The 20,110-nt window shown below is 56.5% G+C and carries 17 protein-coding genes and 1 tRNA gene; 12 read left to right on the top strand and 6 right to left on the bottom strand.

All coding sequences use genetic code 11. The features are described from left to right. The first annotated feature begins 30 nt into the window (after window positions 1–30). Window positions 31–106 (top strand) — tRNA-Trp (locus tag FKM52_RS18755). Window positions 107–261: 155 nt separating this feature from the next. Here FKM52_RS18755 and hdfR read toward each other — a convergent pair. Further along, window positions 262–1,089 carry an HTH-type transcriptional regulator HdfR gene (hdfR, locus tag FKM52_RS18750; protein ID WP_141177682.1) on the bottom strand — a complete coding sequence of 276 codons (828 nt, stop codon included), beginning with the start codon at window positions 1,087–1,089 and terminating at the stop codon, window positions 262–264. Between the two features lie 121 nt (window positions 1,090–1,210). On the opposite strand from hdfR, the gene FKM52_RS18745 reads away from it, so the two are divergent. Then, window positions 1,211–1,549 carry a MaoP family protein gene (locus tag FKM52_RS18745; RefSeq protein WP_141177681.1) on the top strand — a complete coding sequence of 113 codons (339 nt, stop codon included), beginning with the start codon at window positions 1,211–1,213 and terminating at the stop codon, window positions 1,547–1,549. 58 nt (window positions 1,550–1,607) lie between these two features. On the opposite strand, the gene FKM52_RS18740 is transcribed toward FKM52_RS18745, so the two are convergent. After that, window positions 1,608–3,128: a YifB family Mg chelatase-like AAA ATPase gene (locus FKM52_RS18740; protein ID WP_141177680.1), complete on the bottom strand. Its 1,521-nt coding sequence runs from the start codon at window positions 3,126–3,128 to the stop codon at window positions 1,608–1,610. 339 nt (window positions 3,129–3,467) lie between these two features. Here FKM52_RS18740 and ilvL point away from each other — a divergent pair, with 339 nt between their 5' ends. From ilvL to ilvA, 6 genes are all read left to right on the top strand, one after another. Then, the gene (ilvL, locus tag FKM52_RS18735; protein ID WP_141177679.1) at window positions 3,468–3,566 is read left to right on the top strand and encodes an ilv operon leader peptide; all 99 of its coding nucleotides are present in this window, start codon (window positions 3,468–3,470) and stop codon (window positions 3,564–3,566) included. Between the two features lie 149 nt (window positions 3,567–3,715). After that, a complete protein-coding gene (gene ilvG, locus FKM52_RS18730; protein WP_141177678.1) occupies window positions 3,716–5,362 on the top strand; it encodes an acetolactate synthase 2 catalytic subunit in 1,647 nt (548 codons plus the stop codon). After that, window positions 5,359–5,616 carry an acetolactate synthase 2 small subunit gene (gene ilvM / locus FKM52_RS18725; protein WP_141177677.1) on the top strand — a complete coding sequence of 86 codons (258 nt, stop codon included), beginning with the start codon at window positions 5,359–5,361 and terminating at the stop codon, window positions 5,614–5,616. The genes ilvG and ilvM overlap by 4 nt, the downstream gene beginning before the upstream one ends. 18 nt (window positions 5,617–5,634) lie before the next feature. Next, window positions 5,635–6,564, top strand: a complete 930-nt coding sequence (locus FKM52_RS18720) for a branched-chain amino acid transaminase (RefSeq protein ID WP_141177676.1) — start codon at window positions 5,635–5,637, stop codon at window positions 6,562–6,564. Between the two features lie 61 nt (window positions 6,565–6,625). Continuing rightward, on the top strand, window positions 6,626–8,476 hold the full coding sequence (gene ilvD, locus FKM52_RS18715; RefSeq protein ID WP_141177675.1) for a dihydroxy-acid dehydratase: 1,851 nt from the start codon (window positions 6,626–6,628) through the stop codon (window positions 8,474–8,476). Window positions 8,477–8,478: 2 nt separating this feature from the next. Continuing rightward, window positions 8,479–10,023: a threonine ammonia-lyase, biosynthetic gene (ilvA, locus tag FKM52_RS18710; RefSeq protein WP_141177674.1), complete on the top strand. Its 1,545-nt coding sequence runs from the start codon at window positions 8,479–8,481 to the stop codon at window positions 10,021–10,023. Here ilvA and ilvY read toward each other — a convergent pair whose 3' ends face one another. Further along, window positions 10,024–10,905: an HTH-type transcriptional activator IlvY gene (ilvY, locus tag FKM52_RS18705; RefSeq protein ID WP_141177673.1), complete on the bottom strand. Its 882-nt coding sequence runs from the start codon at window positions 10,903–10,905 to the stop codon at window positions 10,024–10,026. Window positions 10,906–11,072: 167 nt separating this feature from the next. Between ilvY and ilvC the strand changes: the two genes are divergently transcribed. Beyond that, window positions 11,073–12,548, top strand: coding sequence for a ketol-acid reductoisomerase (gene ilvC / locus FKM52_RS18700; RefSeq protein WP_141177672.1), 1,476 nt, complete (start codon window positions 11,073–11,075; stop codon window positions 12,546–12,548). Between the two features lie 55 nt (window positions 12,549–12,603). Here ilvC and ppiC read toward each other — a convergent pair whose 3' ends face one another. Beyond that, window positions 12,604–12,885: a peptidylprolyl isomerase PpiC gene (ppiC, locus tag FKM52_RS18695; protein ID WP_141177671.1), complete on the bottom strand. Its 282-nt coding sequence runs from the start codon at window positions 12,883–12,885 to the stop codon at window positions 12,604–12,606. 83 nt (window positions 12,886–12,968) lie between these two features. On the opposite strand from ppiC, the gene rep reads away from it, so the two are divergent. Then, window positions 12,969–14,993, top strand: coding sequence for a DNA helicase Rep (rep, locus tag FKM52_RS18690; RefSeq protein WP_141177670.1), 2,025 nt, complete (start codon window positions 12,969–12,971; stop codon window positions 14,991–14,993). Between the two features lie 40 nt (window positions 14,994–15,033). On the opposite strand, the gene gppA is transcribed toward rep, so the two are convergent. Continuing rightward, window positions 15,034–16,518, bottom strand: a complete 1,485-nt coding sequence (gene gppA, locus FKM52_RS18685; RefSeq protein WP_141177669.1) for a guanosine-5'-triphosphate,3'-diphosphate diphosphatase — start codon at window positions 16,516–16,518, stop codon at window positions 15,034–15,036. A gap of 7 nt (window positions 16,519–16,525) precedes the next feature. Then, the gene (gene rhlB, locus FKM52_RS18680) at window positions 16,526–17,818 is read right to left on the bottom strand and encodes an ATP-dependent RNA helicase RhlB (RefSeq protein WP_141177668.1); all 1,293 of its coding nucleotides are present in this window, start codon (window positions 17,816–17,818) and stop codon (window positions 16,526–16,528) included. Window positions 17,819–17,935: 117 nt separating this feature from the next. Here rhlB and trxA point away from each other — a divergent pair, with 117 nt between their 5' ends. After that, entirely contained in the window at window positions 17,936–18,268 is a 333-nt protein-coding gene (trxA, locus tag FKM52_RS18675; RefSeq protein ID WP_141177667.1) for a thioredoxin TrxA, read from the top strand. Between the two features lie 333 nt (window positions 18,269–18,601). Next, window positions 18,602–19,861, top strand: a complete 1,260-nt coding sequence (rho, locus tag FKM52_RS18670; protein ID WP_141177666.1) for a transcription termination factor Rho — start codon at window positions 18,602–18,604, stop codon at window positions 19,859–19,861. The last annotated feature ends 249 nt before the right edge of the window (window positions 19,862–20,110 follow it).

The following is a 20,110-nucleotide window of genomic DNA, read 5'->3' as shown; positions in this document are numbered from 1 at the left end:
TCGAGTCCCGTCCGTTCCGCCACCCTATTTAGGGGCGTAGTTCAATTGGTAGAGCACCGGTCTCCAAAACCGGGTGTTGGGGGTTCGAGTCCCTCCGCCCCTGCCAGATAAAGGATCCTTTGCTAACGCAAAGGATTTTTTTTTTGCCTGCGATTTATCCCATTCCAGCACGACATTATCACGCTTTTCTGTACGAGGATGAGCGTAACTTCTCTCATCCTGTGCGCGCGTGACATCACTCGCAGCATATCCAATCTGCTGTTATTGCTGAACCAGCACTGGAAATTTCAGCAGCTGACGAATATGCGTCTGCTGATCGCTATTCTGTAGCCAAACGGCATACAGCGGCCTGACGGCAACCGGCGTATCGGGGATAACGGTTAAATCGGGGTAGCGCTGTAGCCAACAGTCAGGCAGAAATGCGCATGCGCCGGTAGTATGTAGCAGCTGGCGGGTCAAATGTGCTGACGTGGTTGTCAGAACGGGCACATCATCGGCGCCGGCAAGATAGCTTTCATGCTGATGAAAATCGGCGCCCCATTCCAGCTTGATATAGTCATATTTTTCTTTCTTCTCGCTTTTCCGCGAGCGAAACAGCGTCAGTGAAATATGTCCGATTTGCTGGCTGGTGAGTTCATCCATCTTCGGCGCTTCGGTGGTAATCAACAGATCAAGTTGACGTTCATGCAGCTGTTTAACCAGTAGATGCCTTTGCGCAACGCGCGCTTCAAGATGCAGGCTTTCACGATTTTCATACAGCGTCTGTAGCCAGGGCGTCAGATAGGCCTCCCAAAGAGAGGCGCTGGCCCCGATAGAGAGTTCATGATGCTGTTGTGTATGGGCAACCTCTTTTTTCGCCATCAGCCAGGTGCTCATCAGGCTTTCAGCATAAGGAAGCAGGCGTTCACCTGCCGAAGTCAGGCGAATATTGTTGCGATGCCGGGTAAAAAGATTTACACCCAGCTGATTTTCCAGCTGTCTGATGCGAAAACTGACCGCAGACTGCGTCAGGTAGAGCGCTTCTGCAGCGCGTCCAAAGTGACGCGTTCTGCTCACTTCGAGAAAGGTCTTCAGTAATTCCGTATCCACAGCCCACTCCAAAAATTTGTTTGTCGTAATGATTTAAATGTTTTGTTTTACACTCTGTCAAGCCTAACTAATACTCCGCGCCATAAATCGCACGGCCATAGAAGAGTTAGGAGCGTGTAAAATGGCGGATAGCTTCGCAACAAATAATCGTTTTTTTGATAACAAACACTACCCGCGTGGGTTTTCGCGTCACGGTGATTTCACTATTAAAGAAGCTCAGCTTCTCGAAAGACATGGTTACGCGTTTAATGAGCTTGATCTGGCCAGACGGGAGCCGGTGACAGAAGAAGAACGTCAGTTTATAGAAGTATGCCGTGGTTTACGTGAACCACAAACTGAAGCTGAGCGCGTATGGAGCAAATACATGACGCGTATCAAGCGTCCGAAACGTTTTCATACGCTCTCTGGCGGCAAGCCGCAGATGGAAGGCGTTGAAGACTACAGCGATACGGAAGATTAACCAACCGGTCTCGCTTTGACAAAGCGGTTACGTGATGATGGGGCCGCGGCCCCATATCCTACTCAAGGCTTTTATGTAAATGAGCCAGCATTCTATCCATACCCCGATAGCTTAACGCCTCAAGCAGATGCGCTCGCGTCAGCGTTTCCTCTCCTGCCAGATCGGCAATCGTTCGTGATACCTTTAGCAGTCGCTGCCATGCCCTGACTGAAAGCCCCAGCGTTAACAGTATCGATTCAAGCCATTCAGCGTCTGTAGGCGCCAGCGCGCACCACTGTTGCACCTCGCGGTTATCCAGCAAAGCATTAATCTTTCCCTGACGCGCCAGCTGCCGTTCACGTGCTTTGAGCACCCTTAGCCGCACCTGAGCGCTCTGTTCAATCTCTTTTGGCTGATGACTAAGCATACCGGCGGGCAGTAACGGGATCTCCAGCGAAAGATCGAAGCGATCCAGAAACGGGCCTGACAGGCGGCTAAGATAGCGTAGCGTTTGCTGCGGCGTGCTGCGGTTATGCTTACCCTGATAATGCCCGGCGGGGCTGGGATTCATCGCGGCGATTAGCTGAAAGCGCGCGGGCCAGGTAACCTTCGCTCTGGCGCGGGAGATGGTAATTTCTCCGGTTTCCAGCGGCTCCCGCAACGCATCCAGCGTTTTTCGGCTGAATTCGGGCAGCTCGTCGAGAAACAGAATCCCGTTATGCGCCAGCGTAATCTCGCCCGGTTGAGGGATCGCTCCGCCGCCGGTCAGCGCATAAAGCGTGGAGCTGTGGTGAGGGATGCGAAACGGGCGTTTTCGCCATTGCCTGTGTACGCCTCCGCGGTTAATCAGGCTGGCAATGGTGGCGCACTCCAGCGCCTCGCGTTCGCTAAGCGGCGGTAACAGGCCAGTGAGGCGCATCGCCAGCATAGTTTTTCCTGTGCCTGGCGGGCCGATAAGCAGTAGATTATGTCCTCCCGCAGCGGAGACTTCCAGCGCGCGTTTGCCCTGTTGCTGCCCGACAATATCGCTTAGATCTGTGCTGTTCGCCTCTTCAGCGGGCAAAACCGCGCAGCCAGGCGCCAGCGATCGTTGCTCGAGGAAAAAAGCACATACTTCTGGAAGATTGCTGGCGACTAGCGTTTCCCTCTGCTTAATCAGGCCGACGTCCGCGCCGTTTTCCGCCGGAACGATCAGCGTCCTGCCAGCGTCGCCAGCCGCCATAGCCGCTGGAATAGCGCCCTGTACGCCTCTTAAGGCGCCGCTAAGGGCCAGCTCTCCCAGGAATTCAAACTGCGACAGTCTCGCTGCAGGAAGCTGCTCAGAGGCGGCGAGAATAGCAATGGCGATAGGGAGATCGAAACGTCCGCCCTCTTTAGGCAGATCGGCAGGCGCCAGATTGACAGTAATGCGCTTTGCCGGAAAGGTAAAACCGCTGTTCAGGATCGCGCTGCGAACCCGATCGCGCGCCTCTTTTACCGTGGTTTCAGCGAGTCCTACCAGTGAAAGGCCTGGCAATCCGTTACTTATGTGAACTTCAACCGTAACCAGCGGCGCGCTGACGCCAAGAGCGGCGCGCGTGACGACATGGGACAGAGCCATAATCCCTCCTTGTGCTGGATTGCTGCAAAGTATGCTGAGTGTTTGTCGCCAGAGCGATCGTCAACCAGAAGAGTTGCGCGTTTCCTCGAAAAAATTTCCGCAGCGACGACATGAGTTGCCATACGTCAGCCGCGACAACCACCATCGTAAAAGTTCGATTTATTACGGCAGGGGCGTGATGAAAATTTTTCACTTACTGTAAGTTATTGATATAAATATTCATTAATCAAACTGATACAGGCGGCATAAAAATTAACTAATAAAAATAGTTGTCGAGCTGCGTCTGTCTGTGTTACCTCTTTAGGCATTACTTCGACTAAGCGAAATTTTGAACATTATATGAAAGCCCTTCTACGAGTGATTAGCCTGGTTGTGATTAGCGTGGTGGTGATTATTATCCCACCGTGCGGGGCTGCACCTGGAGGAAGAAAGGCTTAAAAATCAAGCCTCAATCTAAAAGAACCCCCGCACCGAAAGGTCCGGGGGTTTTTTTATGGTCAGGCATCGGGATAGTCAATGAAAGAGGAACAAACAATGCACAGTAGCATAAAATTCTGTTGTTCCCGGCAAACGATAGGGGAATAACGATGACAGGCGCTCAGTGGGTGGTTCAAGTATTGCGTGCGCAGGGAGTTGATACCGTATTTGGTTATCCTGGCGGTGCGATTATGCCGGTTTACGATGCGCTATATGACGGCGGCGTCGAACACCTACTGTGTCGTCATGAGCAGGGCGCGGCTATGGCCGCCATCGGCTATGCGCGTGCTACGGGCAAAACGGGCGTCTGCATCGCAACCTCCGGGCCGGGAGCGACCAACCTGATTACCGGCCTGGCGGATGCGTTGTTGGATTCCGTTCCGGTAGTCGCCATCACCGGACAGGTTGCCGCACCGCTGATCGGCACCGATGCTTTTCAGGAAATAGATGTTTTAGGTCTGTCGCTGGCCTGTACGAAACACAGCTTTCTGGTGGAGTCGCTGGAGTCTTTGCCGGAAGTGATGGCCGAGGCGTTCGCGATGGCGCAGTCAGGTCGTCCGGGGCCAGTACTGGTTGATATTCCGAAAGATATTCAGATCGCCAGCGCTGAGCTGACGCCGCATTTGCTGCCCGTTGAAGCAATGCCTGCCTGTCCGCAGCAGCATCTGGAACAGGCCCGCATGCTGATCGCCCAGGCAAAAAAACCGGTGTTGTATGTAGGTGGCGGCGTAGGGATGGCGCAGGCCGTTCCGGCGTTACGTGAATTTATCCGACAGACCGGTATTCCCGCGGTCGCAACGCTGAAAGGGCTGGGCGCCCCGGATGCCGGCGATCCCTGTTACCTTGGCATGTTGGGCATGCATGGGACAAAAGCGGCGAACTTGGCCGTACAGCAGTGCGATCTGTTGATTGCCGTCGGCGCGCGCTTTGACGATCGCGTTACCGGCAAACTGGATACTTTCGCCCCGCATGCCAGCGTTATCCACATGGATATCGATCCGGCGGAACTGAATAAGCTGCGTCGTGTGCATGTCGGTTTGCAGGGCGATCTGAATACGCAGCTGCTGGCGCTGGCGCAGCCGTGCCAGATCGATGAGTGGCGTGCGGAGGTGATGGCGTTAAAAGCCGGGCATAGCTGGCGTTACGATCATCCGGGCGAGGCTATCTATGCCCCGCTGTTTTTGCGTCAGCTGTCCGATCGTAAAGATGCCCGTACCGTGGTGACCACCGATGTCGGTCAGCATCAGATGTGGACGGCGCAGCATATGACCTTTACCGCGCCTGAAAACTTTATTACCTCCAGCGGTCTGGGCACCATGGGATTCGGCCTGCCCGCCGCGATAGGCGCGCAGGTCGCCCGGCCTGAAGATACCGTCATCTGCGTTTCCGGTGATGGCTCCTTCATGATGAATGTACAGGAACTGGGCACCATCAAACGTAAAGGGCTGCCGATCAAAATCGTTCTGCTGGATAACCAGCGCCTGGGGATGGTTCGCCAGTGGCAGCAGCTGTTTTTTTCGGAACGCTACAGCGAAACCAACCTTTCCGACAATCCCGATTTCCTGACGCTGGCCAGCGCTTTCGATATCCCCGGCCAGCGTATTACCCGTAAAGATCAGGTCGACGCTGCATTAGATGCCCTGCTGACCAGTCAAGGCCCCTGGTTGCTGCATGTGGCCATTAACGAGCTTGAAAACGTCTGGCCTCTGGTGCCGCCCGGCGCCAGCAACGCAAATATGATGGAGAAAACCGTATGAACCAGCACCAGTTGTCTATTGAAGCCCGCTTTCGGCCTGAAGTTCTGGAACGCATTTTGCGCGTCGTTCGCCATCGCGGCTTTCGGGTTTGTTCCATGAATATGGCCGCCGTCGCTAACGCTGAGAATATTAATATCGAAATGACCGTTGCCAGCCCACGCTCAGTCGATTTACTGTCAACACAGCTGTGCAAATTGATGGATGTCGCTTGCGTCCAGATTCAACAACAGACAACACAACAAATCCGCGCCTAGTCGCGAAAGGAAATAAGAATGAGCACCAAGAAAGCAGACTTTATCTGGTTCAACGGCGAAATGGTGAAGTGGGAAGAGGCAAAGGTCAGCGTGATGTCCCATGCTCTGCATTACGGCACGTCAGTTTTTGAAGGCATCCGTTGCTACGATTCGCATAAAGGACCGGTAGTCTTCCGCCATCGTGAACACATGCAGCGCCTGCGCGACTCCGCCAAAATCTACCGGTTTCCGCTGCAGTACAGCGTGGATGAACTGATGGCCGCCAGCCGCGAGGTTCTGCGCGTGAACAAACTGAAAAGCGCCTATATCCGTCCGCTGGCGTTTGTTGGCGACGTAGGCCTGGGCGTCAACCCGCCGGAAGGCTACAGCACGGATGTGATTATCGCCGCGTTCCCGTGGGGAGCTTATCTGGGCGCTGAAGCGCTGGAGCAGGGCATCGACGCGATGGTTTCCTCATGGAACCGCGTGGCGCCGAATACCATTCCTACCGCGGCCAAAGCGGGCGGCAACTATCTCTCCTCGCTGTTGGTCGGTAGCGAAGCGCGCCGTCATGGTTATCAGGAAGGCATTGCGCTGGATACCCATGGCTATATCTCTGAAGGCGCCGGTGAAAACCTGTTTGAAGTGAAAGACGGCATCCTCTTTACCCCGCCGTTCACCTCTTCCGCGCTGCCGGGCATCACTCGCGACGCCATCATCAAGCTGGCAAAAGATGCCGGTATCGAAGTCCGCGAGCAGGTGCTGTCGCGTGAATCGCTCTATCTGGCGGATGAAGTCTTTATGTCCGGCACGGCGGCGGAAATTACCCCGGTGCGCAGCGTAGATCGTATTCAGGTCGGCGAAGGAAAATGCGGTCCGGTAACGAAACGTATCCAGCAGGCGTTTTTTGGCCTGTTTACCGGCGAAACCGCAGACAAATGGGGCTGGTTAGATCCCGTAAACCCATAACTTACCCTTTTGCGGGCGCCAGCCGGGCCCGCTTATTTATCCAGACTGGAGTAAACAGAGCATGCCCAAGTACCGTTCCGCAACCACTACTCACGGACGTAATATGGCCGGCGCCCGTGCCTTATGGCGCGCCACAGGAATGACCGACGACGATTTCGGTAAGCCGATTATCGCTGTTGTTAACTCTTTCACCCAGTTCGTGCCTGGGCATGTGCACCTGCGCGATCTCGGCAAGCTGGTGGCCGAACAGATTGAAGCCGCAGGCGGCGTGGCGAAAGAGTTCAACACCATCGCGGTCGATGACGGTATCGCCATGGGCCACGGCGGAATGCTCTATTCACTGCCGTCGCGCGAGCTGATTGCCGATTCGGTGGAGTATATGGTCAACGCTCACTGCGCGGACGCTATGGTCTGTATCTCCAACTGCGACAAAATCACGCCGGGAATGATGATGGCGGCGCTGCGCCTGAATATTCCGGTGATTTTCGTTTCCGGCGGGCCGATGGAGGCGGGTAAAACCAGGCTCTCCGATAAAATCATTAAACTGGATCTGGTGGATGCCATGATTCAGGGCGCTAACCCGAACGTCAGCGATGCCGACAGCGAACAGATCGAACGTTCAGCCTGTCCGACCTGCGGCTCCTGCTCCGGCATGTTTACCGCAAATTCGATGAACTGCCTTACCGAAGCGCTGGGGCTTTCTCAGCCGGGCAACGGCTCGCTGCTGGCGACCCATGCCGATCGTAAAGAGCTGTTTATTAACGCCGGCAAGCGCATTGTTACGCTGGCGAAGCGCTACTACGAGCAGGATGACGAAACGGCGCTGCCGCGCAATATCGCTACCAAAGCCGCGTTTGAAAACGCCATGACGCTGGATATTGCCATGGGCGGCTCCACCAACACCGTGCTGCACCTGCTGGCGGCGGCGCAGGAAGGCGAAGTGGACTTCAATATTTCCGATATCGATCGGCTGTCGCGCAAGGTGCCGCACCTGTGCAAGGTGGCGCCCAGTACGCAGAAATATCATATGGAAGATGTCCATCGCGCCGGCGGCGTGATCGGCATTCTCGGCGAGCTGGATCGCGCCGGGCTGCTGGATACCAACGTTCACAACGTACTCGGCACTACGCTGCGTGAAACGCTTGATAACTACGACATCATGCTGACGCAGGATGAGGCGGTGAAGAAAATGTTCCGCGCCGGGCCGGCTGGCATCCGCACCACACAGGCGTTCTCGCAGGATTGCCGCTGGGATACGCTGGATGACGATCGCCGCGAAGGCTGTATCCGTTCGCGCGAGTACGCCTTCAGTCAGGATGGCGGGCTGGCGGTGCTCTACGGCAACATGGCGGAAGATGGCTGCATCGTTAAAACCGCCGGCGTGGATAAAGAGATCCTGACTTTCCGCGGCCCGGCCAAAGTGTATGAGAGCCAGGAGGATGCCGTTGAGGCGATTCTGGGCGGCAAAGTCGTCGCTGGCGACGTGGTGGTTATTCGTTACGAAGGGCCGAAAGGCGGGCCGGGGATGCAGGAAATGCTCTATCCCACTACCTATCTGAAATCGATGGGGTTGGGTAAAAGCTGTGCGCTGATCACCGATGGGCGTTTCTCCGGCGGCACCTCCGGCCTCTCTATCGGCCACGCCTCGCCGGAAGCGGCCAGCGGCGGCACCATCGCGCTGGTGAAAGATGGCGATATGATTGAGATCGATATCCCCAGGCGCGGCATCCGTCTGGATGTGCCGGAGAGCGAGCTGCATGCCCGTCGTGAAATGGAAGAGGCGCGCGGTGAAGCCGCTTACACGCCGCATTCGCGTCAGCGCCAGGTCTCTTTCGCGCTGCGCGCCTACGCCTCGCTGGCGACCAGCGCCGACAAAGGCGCGGTGCGTGATAAATCGAAACTGGGAGGCTAAGGATGGCTGAATCGCAACCGTTACCAGAGGCGCCGTGCGGCGCCGAATACCTGCGCGCTGTGCTGCGCTCGCCGGTTTATGAAGTGGCGCAGGTTACGCCATTACAAAAAATGGAGAAACTTTCCGCCCGTCTCGGCAATACGGTGCTGGTAAAGCGTGAGGATCGACAGCCGGTGCACAGTTTTAAACTGCGCGGCGCCTACGCGATGATCGCCGGGCTGAATGCGGAGCAAAAGGCGCGCGGCGTAGTGACCGCTTCGGCCGGTAACCATGCGCAGGGCGTGGCGCTTTCCGCCAGCAAACTCGGTATTACCTCGCTGATTGTAATGCCGGTGACCACGGCGGATATCAAAGTCGAGGCGGTGCGCGCCTTTGGCGGCGAGGCTTATCTCTACGGCGCTAATTTTGATGAGGCGAAGGCGAAGGCGATTGAACTGTCGCAGCAGCAGGGCTACACCTTTGTGCCGCCTTTCGACCATCCGGCGGTAATTGCCGGGCAGGGGACGCTGGCGATGGAGCTGCTGCAACAGGATGCGCATCTCGATCGCATCTTTGTGCCGGTTGGCGGCGGCGGGCTGGCGGCGGGCGTTGCGGTGTTGATTAAACAGCTGATGCCGCAAATTAAAGTGATCGCGGTCGAGGCGGCCGACTCCGCCTGCCTGAAGGCGGCGCTGGAGGCGGGCGAACCGGTAGATCTGCCGCGCGTCGGGCTGTTTGCCGAAGGCGTGGCGGTAAGGCGCATCGGCAATGAAACCTTCCGTCTCTGCCAGGCTTACCTGGATGATATCGTCACCGTCGACAGCGATGCCATCTGCGCGGCGATGAAAGATCTGTTTGAGGATGTGCGCGCCGTCGCGGAACCATCCGGCGCGCTGGCGCTGGCGGGGATGAAAAAATATATCCAGCAGCATAATGTGCAGGGCGAGCGGCTGGCGCACATCCTTTCCGGCGCCAACGTTAACTTTCATGGCCTGCGCTATGTCTCGGAACGCTGTGAACTGGGCGAGCAGCGCGAGGCGCTGCTGGCGGTCACTATTCCGGAGCGGCAGGGCAGTTTTCTTCGCTTCTGCCAGACGCTGGGCGGCAGGTCGGTAACCGAATTCAACTATCGCTACGCCGATGCGCATGACGCCTGCATTTTTGTCGGCGTACGGCTGGCGCGCGGCGCGGAAGAGCGCCAGGAGATTGTTAGCGAGCTAACCGCAAACGGCTATCAGGTGGTCGACCTCTCTGATGATGAGATGGCCAAGCTGCATGTGCGTTATATGGTTGGCGGGCGCCCTTCCAAACCGTTGCGCGAGCGCCTGTTCAGCTTTGAGTTCCCGGAGGCGCCCGGCGCGCTGCTGAAATTCCTGCAAACGCTCGGCACCCACTGGAATATCTCGCTGTTTCACTATCGTAGCCACGGCACCGATTACGGGCGCGTGCTGGCCGCGTTTGAATTGGGCGACGACGAACCGCGCTTTGCGGAGCACCTGACCGCGCTGGGCTACGATTTCCATGATGAGAGCCGGAACCCGGCGTTTCGCTTCTTCCTGGCGGGCTGATTAAAGCAGCTGCCAGAAGGCCTTCATCAGCGGCTCGCCGAGCCGCTTTTTCTGCACGCAGACGCCCAGCTCGAAAGGCGCCACGGCGTCGATATCATCCAGCACCAGCACCCGGTTGCGTACCGGGTCCGGGCTGTTTTCCAGCACCACGTCCGGCAGCAGGGCGATGCCGCAGCCCAGCGCTACCATCGAAACAATCGCCTCGTGGCCGGAAACGGTGGCGTAAATCAGCGGGTTAGCGATGCGCTGACGGCGAAACCAGAGATCGATACGGCGCCGCGCCGGGCCCTGTTCCGGCAGAATAAAGGGGATCTGCGCCCAGTCCGGCTCCGGCTGCGTCGCCTGCTGGCGCACCGGGCAGGGCAGCGCTGGCGCGATCAGCACCAGCGGAATATGTCCCAGCGGCGTGAAATCGATGCTGGCGGGCAGGCTTTCAGGACGGCCGGCGATCGCCAGATCGGCATCGCCGCTATGTACTTTTTCCACCGCGTCGGCGGCGTCGCCGGTAGTTAGTTTGATTTCCACCTGCGGATGTTCGGCGCGAAAACGATCGAGAATCGGCGGCAGATGGCTATAGGCGGCGGTCACCGAACAGAAGAGTTTCAGTTCGCCGCTTAGCGAAGGGCCGTTTTGCTCTATCGCGTGGCGCATCTGCTGATACTGCAGCAGCGTTTGCTGGGCGAACTGGCGCAGCAGCTCGCCCGCCTCGGTGAGCGTAACGGTGCGATTATCGCGTAAAAACAGGCTCTGGCCGAGATCTTCCTCCAGACGCTGTATCTGGCGCGACAGCGTGGATGGCGAAACGTGCATCGCGCGGGCGCTGCGTCCGAAGTGGCGGCTTTCAGCCAAATGTAAAAAAAGCTTCAGGTCTCGTAAATCCATGCGATTCAGGCCTCGTTTTTACGTTGCAGTTATTGCAATGCAGCGTTGTTAATATATCAATTTAAGCAACGGATTTCCTGTCATATGATGGGGCTAACAGAAAGCGAGCCTTAGCGGGATTCGCGAGAAAAAATAACGCTAAACACAACCTCAAAAACGGAGTGCCCATGGCTAACTATTTCAATACTTTGAACCTGCGTCAGCAGCTGGCGCAATTAGGTAAATGCCGCTTTATGACGCGTGATGAATTTGCTGATGAAGCAAGCTACCTGAAAGGGAAAAAAGTCGTCATCGTTGGCTGTGGCGCTCAGGGCCTTAATCAGGGCCTCAATATGCGCGATTCCGGGCTGGACGTTTCTTACGCGCTGCGCGCCGAGGCGATTGCGGAAAAACGCGCCTCCTGGCGCAAGGCGACGGAAAACGGCTTTAAGGTGGGCACCTATGAAGAGCTGATTCCGCAGGCCGATCTGGTGGTTAACCTGACGCCGGACAAACAGCACTCCGCCGTGGTGCAGGCGGTGCAGCCGATGATGAAAGATGGCGCCGCGCTGGGCTATTCGCACGGCTTTAACATTGTCGAGGTGGGCGAGGCGATCCGTAAAGATATTACCGTGGTGATGGTAGCGCCAAAATGTCCCGGCACCGAAGTGCGCGAAGAGTACAAGCGCGGTTTCGGCGTGCCGACGCTGATTGCGGTACACCCGGAAAACGATCCCAAAGGCGAAGGTATGGCGATTGCCAAAGCCTGGGCTGCGGCTACCGGCGGTCATCGTGCGGGCGTGCTGGAATCCTCTTTCGTCGCCGAAGTGAAATCTGACCTGATGGGCGAGCAAACTATCCTTTGCGGAATGCTGCAGGCGGGTTCGCTGCTCTGTTACGACAAGCTGGTAGCGGAGGGCGCCGATCCGGCCTGGGCGGGCAAACTGCTGCAGTTCGGCTGGGAAACGATCACCGAGTCGCTGAAGCACGGCGGCATTACGCTGATGATGGATCGCCTGTCGAACACGGCGAAACTGCGCGCTTTCGCACTGTCGGAACAGCTGAAAACCATTATGGCGCCGCTGTTCCAGAAACATATGGACGATATCATCTCCGGCGAATTCTCTTCCGGCATGATGGCCGACTGGGCGAACGACGATAAAAAACTGCTGACCTGGCGTGAAGAGACCGGCCAGACCGCCTTTGAAAATGCGCCGCAGTACGATGGCAAAATCTCCGAGCAGGAGTATTACGATTACGGCGTGCTGATGGTGGCAATGGTTAAAGCGGGCGTAGAGCTGGCGTTTGAAACCATGGTCGATTCCGGCATTATTGCTGAATCCGCCTACTATGAATCGCTGCATGAGCTGCCGCTGATCGCCAATACTATCGCTCGTAAGCGCCTGTATGAAATGAACGTGGTTATCTCTGATACCGCTGAGTATGGCAACTACCTGTTCGCTAACGCGGCGGTGCCGCTGCTGAAAGAGTTTATGACCACGCTGCAGGCGGGCGATTTAGGCAAGGCGACAGCGCCTGCGGCGGTAGATAACGCCCAGCTGCGCGACGTGAACGAGGCGGTACGTAACCATCCGATCGAAGCGGTGGGCCGCAAGCTGCGCGGTTATATGACTGATATGAAGCGTATCTCCGTTGCTGGCTAAGCTTTTAACCAGCGAGAGATAAACCTGACGGGAGAGCCAGCGCTCTCCCGTTTTGTTAGTTGCGGTAGAGCACCTTGATGATATGGTAGCCGAACTGCGTATGCAGCGGGCCGTAAGGCGTCAGCAGCGGGCAGGAAAATACCGCTTTATCAAATGCGGGCACCATCGCGCCTTTTTTGAATTCTCCCAGATGGCCGCCTTTACGTCCGCTTGGACAGGTAGAGTGTTTTTTCGCCAGCTTTTCAAAGTCGGCGCCCTTTTCCAGCTGCGCCAGAAGCTCCTGCGCCAGTTTCTCTTCCTTTACAAGGATATGCATTGCCGCTGCGGTTTTTGCCATGATCGTGCCTTGAGTCGTATGGATGCTGCTGGATATACTACCACGCTGTTAATTAACCCTCCTCCTTTTCACTGAGTACTTCTATGCGTCTTAATCCCAGCCAACAACACGCTGTCGAATTTGTCACCGGCCCTTGTCTGGTGCTGGCTGGCGCGGGTTCCGGCAAGACGCGCGTCATTACCAATAAAATCGCTCATCTGATCCGTGAGTGCGGTTATCAGGCGCGGCATATCGCTGCCGTCACCTTTACCAATAAAGCGTCGCGCGAGATGAAAGAGCGCGTGGCGCAAACCCTCGGCCGTAAAGAGGCGCGCGGCCTGATGATCTCCACTTTCCACACGCTGGGGCTGGAGATCATCAAGCGCGAGTATGCAGCGCTGGGGATGAAATCTAACTTCTCGCTGTTTGACGATCAGGATCAGCTGGCATTGCTGAAGGATCTTACCGGGCAGTGGCTGGAGAACGATAAAACCCTGCTGCAGCAGCTGATCTCAATGATTTCAAACTGGAAAAACGATCTGATCGATCCGCTGCAGGCGCAGGGGCGCGTGCAGTCAGAGCGCGATCGTATTTTCGCGCACTGCTATGAGCTGTACGATCGCCACCTGAAATCCTGTAACGTGCTTGACTTTGACGATCTGATTCTGCTGCCGACGCTGCTGCTGCAGCGTAACCAGGAGGTGCGTGAGCGTTGGCAACAGCGTATCCGCTATCTGCTGGTGGATGAGTATCAGGATACCAACACCAGCCAGTATGAACTGGTAAAGCTGCTGGTGGGCGCCCGCGCGCGCTTTACCGTGGTGGGCGATGACGACCAGTCGATTTACTCCTGGCGCGGCGCCAGGCCGCAAAACCTGGTGCTGCTGAAAGAAGATTTTCCGGCGCTGCAGGTGATCAAGCTGGAGCAGAACTACCGCTCCACCGGGCGTATTCTGAAGGCGGCGAACATCCTGATCGCCAACAACCCGCACGTCTTCGAGAAGCGGCTGTTTTCTGAGCTGGGCTACGGCGTTGAGCTGAAGGTGCTTAGCGCCAATCATGAAGAGCATGAGGCGGAGCGCGTTACCGGCGAGCTTATCGCCCATCACTTTATCAACAAAACGCAGTACAAGGATTACGCCATTCTCTACCGCGGCAACCATCAGTCGCGGGTATTTGAAAAGATGCTGATGCAGAACCGCATCCCCTATCGCATTTCCGGCGGCACCTCGTTTTTCTCGCGCCCGGAGATTAAGGATCTGCTCGCCTACCTGCGCGTATTAACCAACCCGGATGATGACAGCGCCTTCCTGCGCATTATCAACACGCCGCGGCGTGAAATCGGCCCGGCGACCTTGCAAAAGCTGGGTGAATGGGCCAATCAGCGCAACAAAAGCCTGTTCACGGCCAGCTTCGATCTGGGTCTGAGCCAGACGCTAACCGGGCGCGGGCTGGAGAACCTGCAACGCTTTACCGGCTGGCTGCAGGAGATTGCGCAGCGCGCGGAGCGTGAGCCGATCGTCGCCGTGCGCGATCTGATTCGCGGCATCGATTATGAAAGCTGGCTGTTTGAAACCTCTACCAGCCCGAAAGCGGCGGAGATGCGCATGAAAAACGTCAATACGCTGTTTCAGTGGATGACGGAAATGCTGGAAGGCAGCGATATTGATGAGCCGATGACGCTGACGCAGGTGGTCACGCGCTTCACGCTGCGCGATATGATGGAGCGCGGCGAAAGCGATGAAGAGCTGGACCAGGTACAGCTGATGACGCTGCATGCTTCCAAAGGGCTGGAGTTCCCCTATGTCTACCTGGTTGGCATGGAAGAGGGGCTGCTGCCGCATCAAAGCAGCATCGACGAAGATAATATCGAAGAGGAGCGCCGTCTGGCCTATGTCGGCATTACCCGCGCGCAGAAAGAGCTGACCTTTACGCTGTGCCGCGAGCGACGGCAGTATGGCGAACTGGTGCGCCCTGAACCGAGCCGCTTCCTGCTTGAGCTGCCGCAGGACGATCTGATATGGGAAACCGAGCGGAAGGCGGTCAGCGCAGAGGAACGGATGAAAACCGGACAGAGCCGCGTCGCAGGCCTGCGCGCGATGCTGGATAAGGCGAAAAAAGGCGCATAAAGGAGCGGGACGGCGTCTGAATGCGCCGTCCCGGATTGGATCAGACTATCGTCAGCGGCCAGTGCACGTAAGATTGCCAGCGGCTCTCCTGCTCCAGCATCTCCGCGCGTAGCGGATGCGCTTTCAGCCAGCCCGGAGGCAAGGTTACCTGCAGCGTTTCATCGTCGCTCTGTAAGCGCACCGCGGGCAGCGTATCATCACGGTGCCGGCTGGCGAAAATTACCGCCAGACGCAGCAGCCGACACATGCGCTCGGCCATGCGCGACGGGACCGCGTTTTGCTGATTGAGCTGCGCCAGATCGATACTGTTGCTCTGATTTTGCAGCAGGGTGGCCAGCAGCTTTTTCTGCGCGGGCGTAAAGCCCGGTAGATCGAGGTGACGCACCAGATAGGCCGCATGCTGCGCCGCAAGGCGGAAATCGACGCTCAGGCCAATTTCATGGATCAGACAGGCGCTTTCCAGCAGATCGCGACAGTAATTATCCAGCTGCCATTGCGGGCTGACCTGCCGCGCAAAGCTGGCCGCCAGCTGACGCACTCGTTCCGCCTGCTCGATATCGATAGAGAAACGGCGCTGAATATTATGCAGCGTGCGGCTGCGGATATCGCGATCCACCGGATAGTGCAGCATGCCGTAGAGCAGCCCTTCACGCAGGGCGCCGCCCGCCAGCGTCATGCTGTCAATATTCAGCTCGGTGAAAATCGCTATCAGGATGGCGAGCCCGCTGGGGAAAACCAGCGCCCGTTCCAGCGTCAGGCCTTCAATTTCCAGCTCTTCCAGCTTGCCGCACTGGATGGCGCGCTGCTTCAGCTGCTGCAGCTTGCTGAGCGTAATACGCTCATCCATGCCCTGCGCCACCATAATTTCCTGCAGCGCCTGCACGGTGCCGGAGGCGCCGACGCAGATCTGCCAACCCTGCGCGCGCAGATGCTCAGCTACCGGCTGAATTATCGCGCGCGCCGCCTGTTCCGCCTGGTCAAAATTATCTTTGCCCAGATTGCGATCGCCGAAATAACGCTCCAGCCAGGTCACGCAGCCCATGCTCAGGCTAAACAGCGCGGTTGCCTGAGCGCCGTTGCCGGTGACCAGCTCGGTGCTGCCGCCGCCGATATCCACGACCAGGCGCCGATCGGAACCGCCAGTCGTATGCGCCACGCCCTGATAGATCAGGCGCGCTTCCTCTTCACCGGTAATCACATTAACCGCGCAGCCCAGGATAGCTTCGGCCTGGGTAAGAAAGCGCTGGGCGTTGGTGGCCAGACGCAGCGTCGCGGTAGCGACCACGCGTATCTGAGGAACAGGAATATCCTGTAGCTGCTCGGCAAAAAGCTGCAAACATTGCCAGCCGCGCGCCATTGCCTCCGCGGATAGCTCGCCGGCGCTGTTAAGCCCGGCGGCGAGTCGTACTTTACGCTTGATGCGCGCAACGGTCTGGATATTTCCCGCCACTTCGCGCACCACTAACATATGAAAGCTGTTGGACCCAAGATCGACCGCAGCATAAAGTGACGAGGCGCTGAGCATGTTGTCGTTAACCTGATCGTTTACGGTTAGTATTACGCGGCGCGCCGCTGCGACGGTTATTGCCCGTGGAACGGCGCGGGCCGTTGCTGGGGCGATTACGCGTCAGCCGTTTCGGCGGCGGCAGATCGTTCATCAGCGCTTCGCTGTTGTATTTACTAACCGGAATGCCGTGACCGATATATTCTTCGATCGCTGGCAGATTCAGCGCGTACTCTTCACAGGCAAGGCTGATCGAGGAGCCGCTGGCGCCGGCGCGGCCGGTACGGCCGATACGGTGAACATAGTCTTCGCAGTCGTCAGGCAGATCGTAGTTAAAGACGTGCGTCACCGCCGGAATATGCAGCCCGCGCGCCGCCACGTCGGTAGCGACCAGAATATCAAGGTTGCCCTGGGTGAAATCTTCCAGAATCCGCAGGCGTTTTTTCTGCGCCACGTCGCCGGTTAACAGCCCAACGCGATGGCCGTCGGCGGCCAGGTGGCCCCAGATATCCTCGCAGCGATGTTTGGTATTGGCGAAAATAATCGCGCGATCCGGCCACTCTTCTTCAATCAGCGTCTGCAGCAGGCGCATCTTTTCTTCGTTAGAAGGGTAGAACAGCTCTTCTTTAATGCGGTGGCCGGTTTTCTGTTCCGGTTCAACCTCGATATATTCGGCATTGTTCATATGTTCGAACGCCAGCTCGCGGACGCGGTAAGAGAGCGTGGCGGAGAACAGCATATTCAGACGCTGGCTGGTGGCCGGCATACGGCGGAACAGCCAGCGGATATCTTTGATAAAGCCGAGATCGAACATACGATCGGCCTCATCCAGCACCACCACCTGAATCGCGCCAAGGTTGATATGATTCTGTTTAGCGTAGTCGATCAGACGCCCGGTGGTGCCGATCAGGATATCCACGCCGCTTTCCAGCACTTTCAGCTGTTTGTCATAACCGTCGCCGCCATAAGCCAGACCCAGCTTCAGGCCGGTCGCCTGTGCTAACGGCTCGGCGTCGGCGTGGATCTGTACGGCCAGCTCGCGGGTGGGGGCCATAATCAGCGCGCGCGGTTGATTAACCTGGCGGCCTTCTGCGGCGGGATGGGAAAGCAAATAATGAAACGTCGACGTCAGAAACGCCATCGTTTTGCCTGTTCCGGTTTGCGCCTGACCCGCAACATCGCGCCCGACCAGCGTGAGCGGCAATGCTAACGCCTGAATAGGCGTACAATTATGGAAGCCTTTCTTTTCAAGGGCTTCGATAACTTGTGGGTGCAGGGCGAAGTCGGAAAACTTCTTTTCGGTTAAGTGTGTTTTGCTCATAGTGTGGTAGAATATCAGCTTACTATTGCTTTACGAAAGCGTATCCGGTGAAATAAAGTCAACCTACGTTGGCAGATTTTACGCCAACCAGCCAGGCATAATCTTGTGGAGTAAGACATGAGCAGCGATAAAATCGTTCATCTGACCGACAAAAGCTTCGAAACCGACGTGCTGCAGGCCGAAGGTTTAACGCTGGTGGACTTCTGGGCAGAATGGTGCGGTCCATGCAAAATGATCGCCCCGATTCTTGATGAAGTAGCAGAAGAGTACGACGGTAAGCTGACCATTGCCAAACTGAATATCGATGAGAACCCGGAAACGGCGCCGAAATATGGTATTCGCGGCATCCCGACGCTGCTGCTGTTTAAAAATGGCGAAGTGGCGGCGACGAAAGTTGGCGCGCTGTCCAAAGGCCAGCTCAAAGAGTTCCTGAACGCGAACCTGGGCTGATTTCACTGCCGGCGCTGGCGGTCAGTAATTTTTTCCCGACCGCTAGACGCCCGGCATGAAGCGTGCTAAGTTAATTCTACTGCATTACGAACTTACCTGTAGTTTGTTTCCCTTGTTGAACGCTGGCTTTTTCTGCGCGGTGCGTCAACAATCTGACGGTAGCATCATTTTCCGGTATCTGTTTTCAACCGTCTCCTCGTTTTCAGATCGGCATTCACGCATAAGATCACCGAGCAGACATGGAAACGGAGCCATTAACGGGCATGGACCTTCTTGCCATACCATTCACGACAACCTTTTCGAGATATACCCCGAGTTTAAGAACCCACCATTATGAATCTTACCGAACTAAAAAATACGCCGGTTTCAGAGCTAATTACTCTCGGCGAGAACATGGGGCTGGAAAACCTGGCGCGCATGCGCAAGCAGGACATCATTTTCGCTATCCTCAAACAACACGCCAAGAGCGGTGAGGATATCTTCGGAGATGGCGTGCTGGAGATATTGCAGGACGGATTTGGTTTCCTCCGCTCCGCAGACAGCTCCTACCTTGCCGGTCCCGACGACATCTACGTTTCTCCCAGCCAAATCCGCCGCTTCAACCTTCGCACTGGCGACACCATTTCAGGCAAAATCCGTCCGCCGAAAGAGGGCGAGCGTTACTTTGCGCTGCTGAAGGTAAATGAAGTCAACTATGACAAGCCGGAAAATGCGCGCAGCAAGATTCTGTTTGAAAACCTGACGCCGCTGCATGCCAACTCTCGCCTGCGCATGGAGCGCGGCAATGGTTCAACCGAAGACCTGACCGCACGCGTGCTGGATCTGGCTTCGCCGATTGGCCGCGGCCAGCGCGGCCTGATCGTGGCGCCGCCGAAAGCGGGTAAAACCATGTTGCTGCAGAACATCGCGCAGAGCATCGCCTACAATCACCCTGACTGCGTGCTGATGGTGCTGCTGATTGACGAACGTCCGGAAGAAGTCACCGAGATGCAGCGTCTGGTTAAAGGCGAAGTGGTCGCTTCCACCTTTGATGAGCCGGCTTCCCGTCACGTTCAGGTTGCTGAAATGGTTATCGAGAAGGCGAAGCGTCTGGTTGAGCATAAAAAAGACGTTATCATCCTGCTCGACTCCATCACCCGTCTGGCGCGCGCCTATAACACCGTGGTGCCGGCATCCGGTAAAGTATTGACCGGTGGCGTGGACGCCAACGCCCTGCATCGTCCGAAACGCTTCTTCGGCGCGGCGCGTAACGTGGAAGAGGGCGGCAGCCTGACCATTATCGCGACGGCGCTGATCGATACCGGTTCAAAAATGGATGAAGTGATTTACGAAGAGTTTAAAGGCACCGGCAACATGGAGCTGCATCTCTCACGTAAAATCGCGGAAAAACGTGTTTTCCCGGCTATCGACTACAACCGCTCCGGTACGCGTAAAGAAGAGCTGCTTACTTCCCAGGAAGAGCTGCAAAAAATGTGGATCCTGCGCAAAATCATCCATCCGATGGGTGAGATTGACGCGATGGAATTCCTCATCAATAAGTTGGCGATGACCAAAACCAACGATGAATTCTTCGATATGATGAAACGTTCATAATCTTTTTAACCGTCAGGCAAAGGTCAGTTAAATAGCCATAGCGGTGGAAAGAAAACTCGGGTAACGCCACGCTCAGACGTGGCGTTTTTTATTTTGCGACTATAGGATAAAGCGACTGTTGGCGTCATAAGCTGTAAAGCGTACAAACAGCCATCGCTTTTGCTTAAAGAACAAGCGGTCAGGCGGTGAATTTGCATTATTCAGACGTCAGTCAGGCTGGTGGGCATAATAATTGCTTATAGTTATCCG

Origin of the sequence: Mixta tenebrionis (assembly GCF_006517625.1) — a bacterium.
GTDB lineage: Bacteria > Pseudomonadota > Gammaproteobacteria > Enterobacterales > Enterobacteriaceae > Mixta > Mixta tenebrionis.
This window is presented reverse-complemented; position numbering and strand designations above follow the sequence as displayed.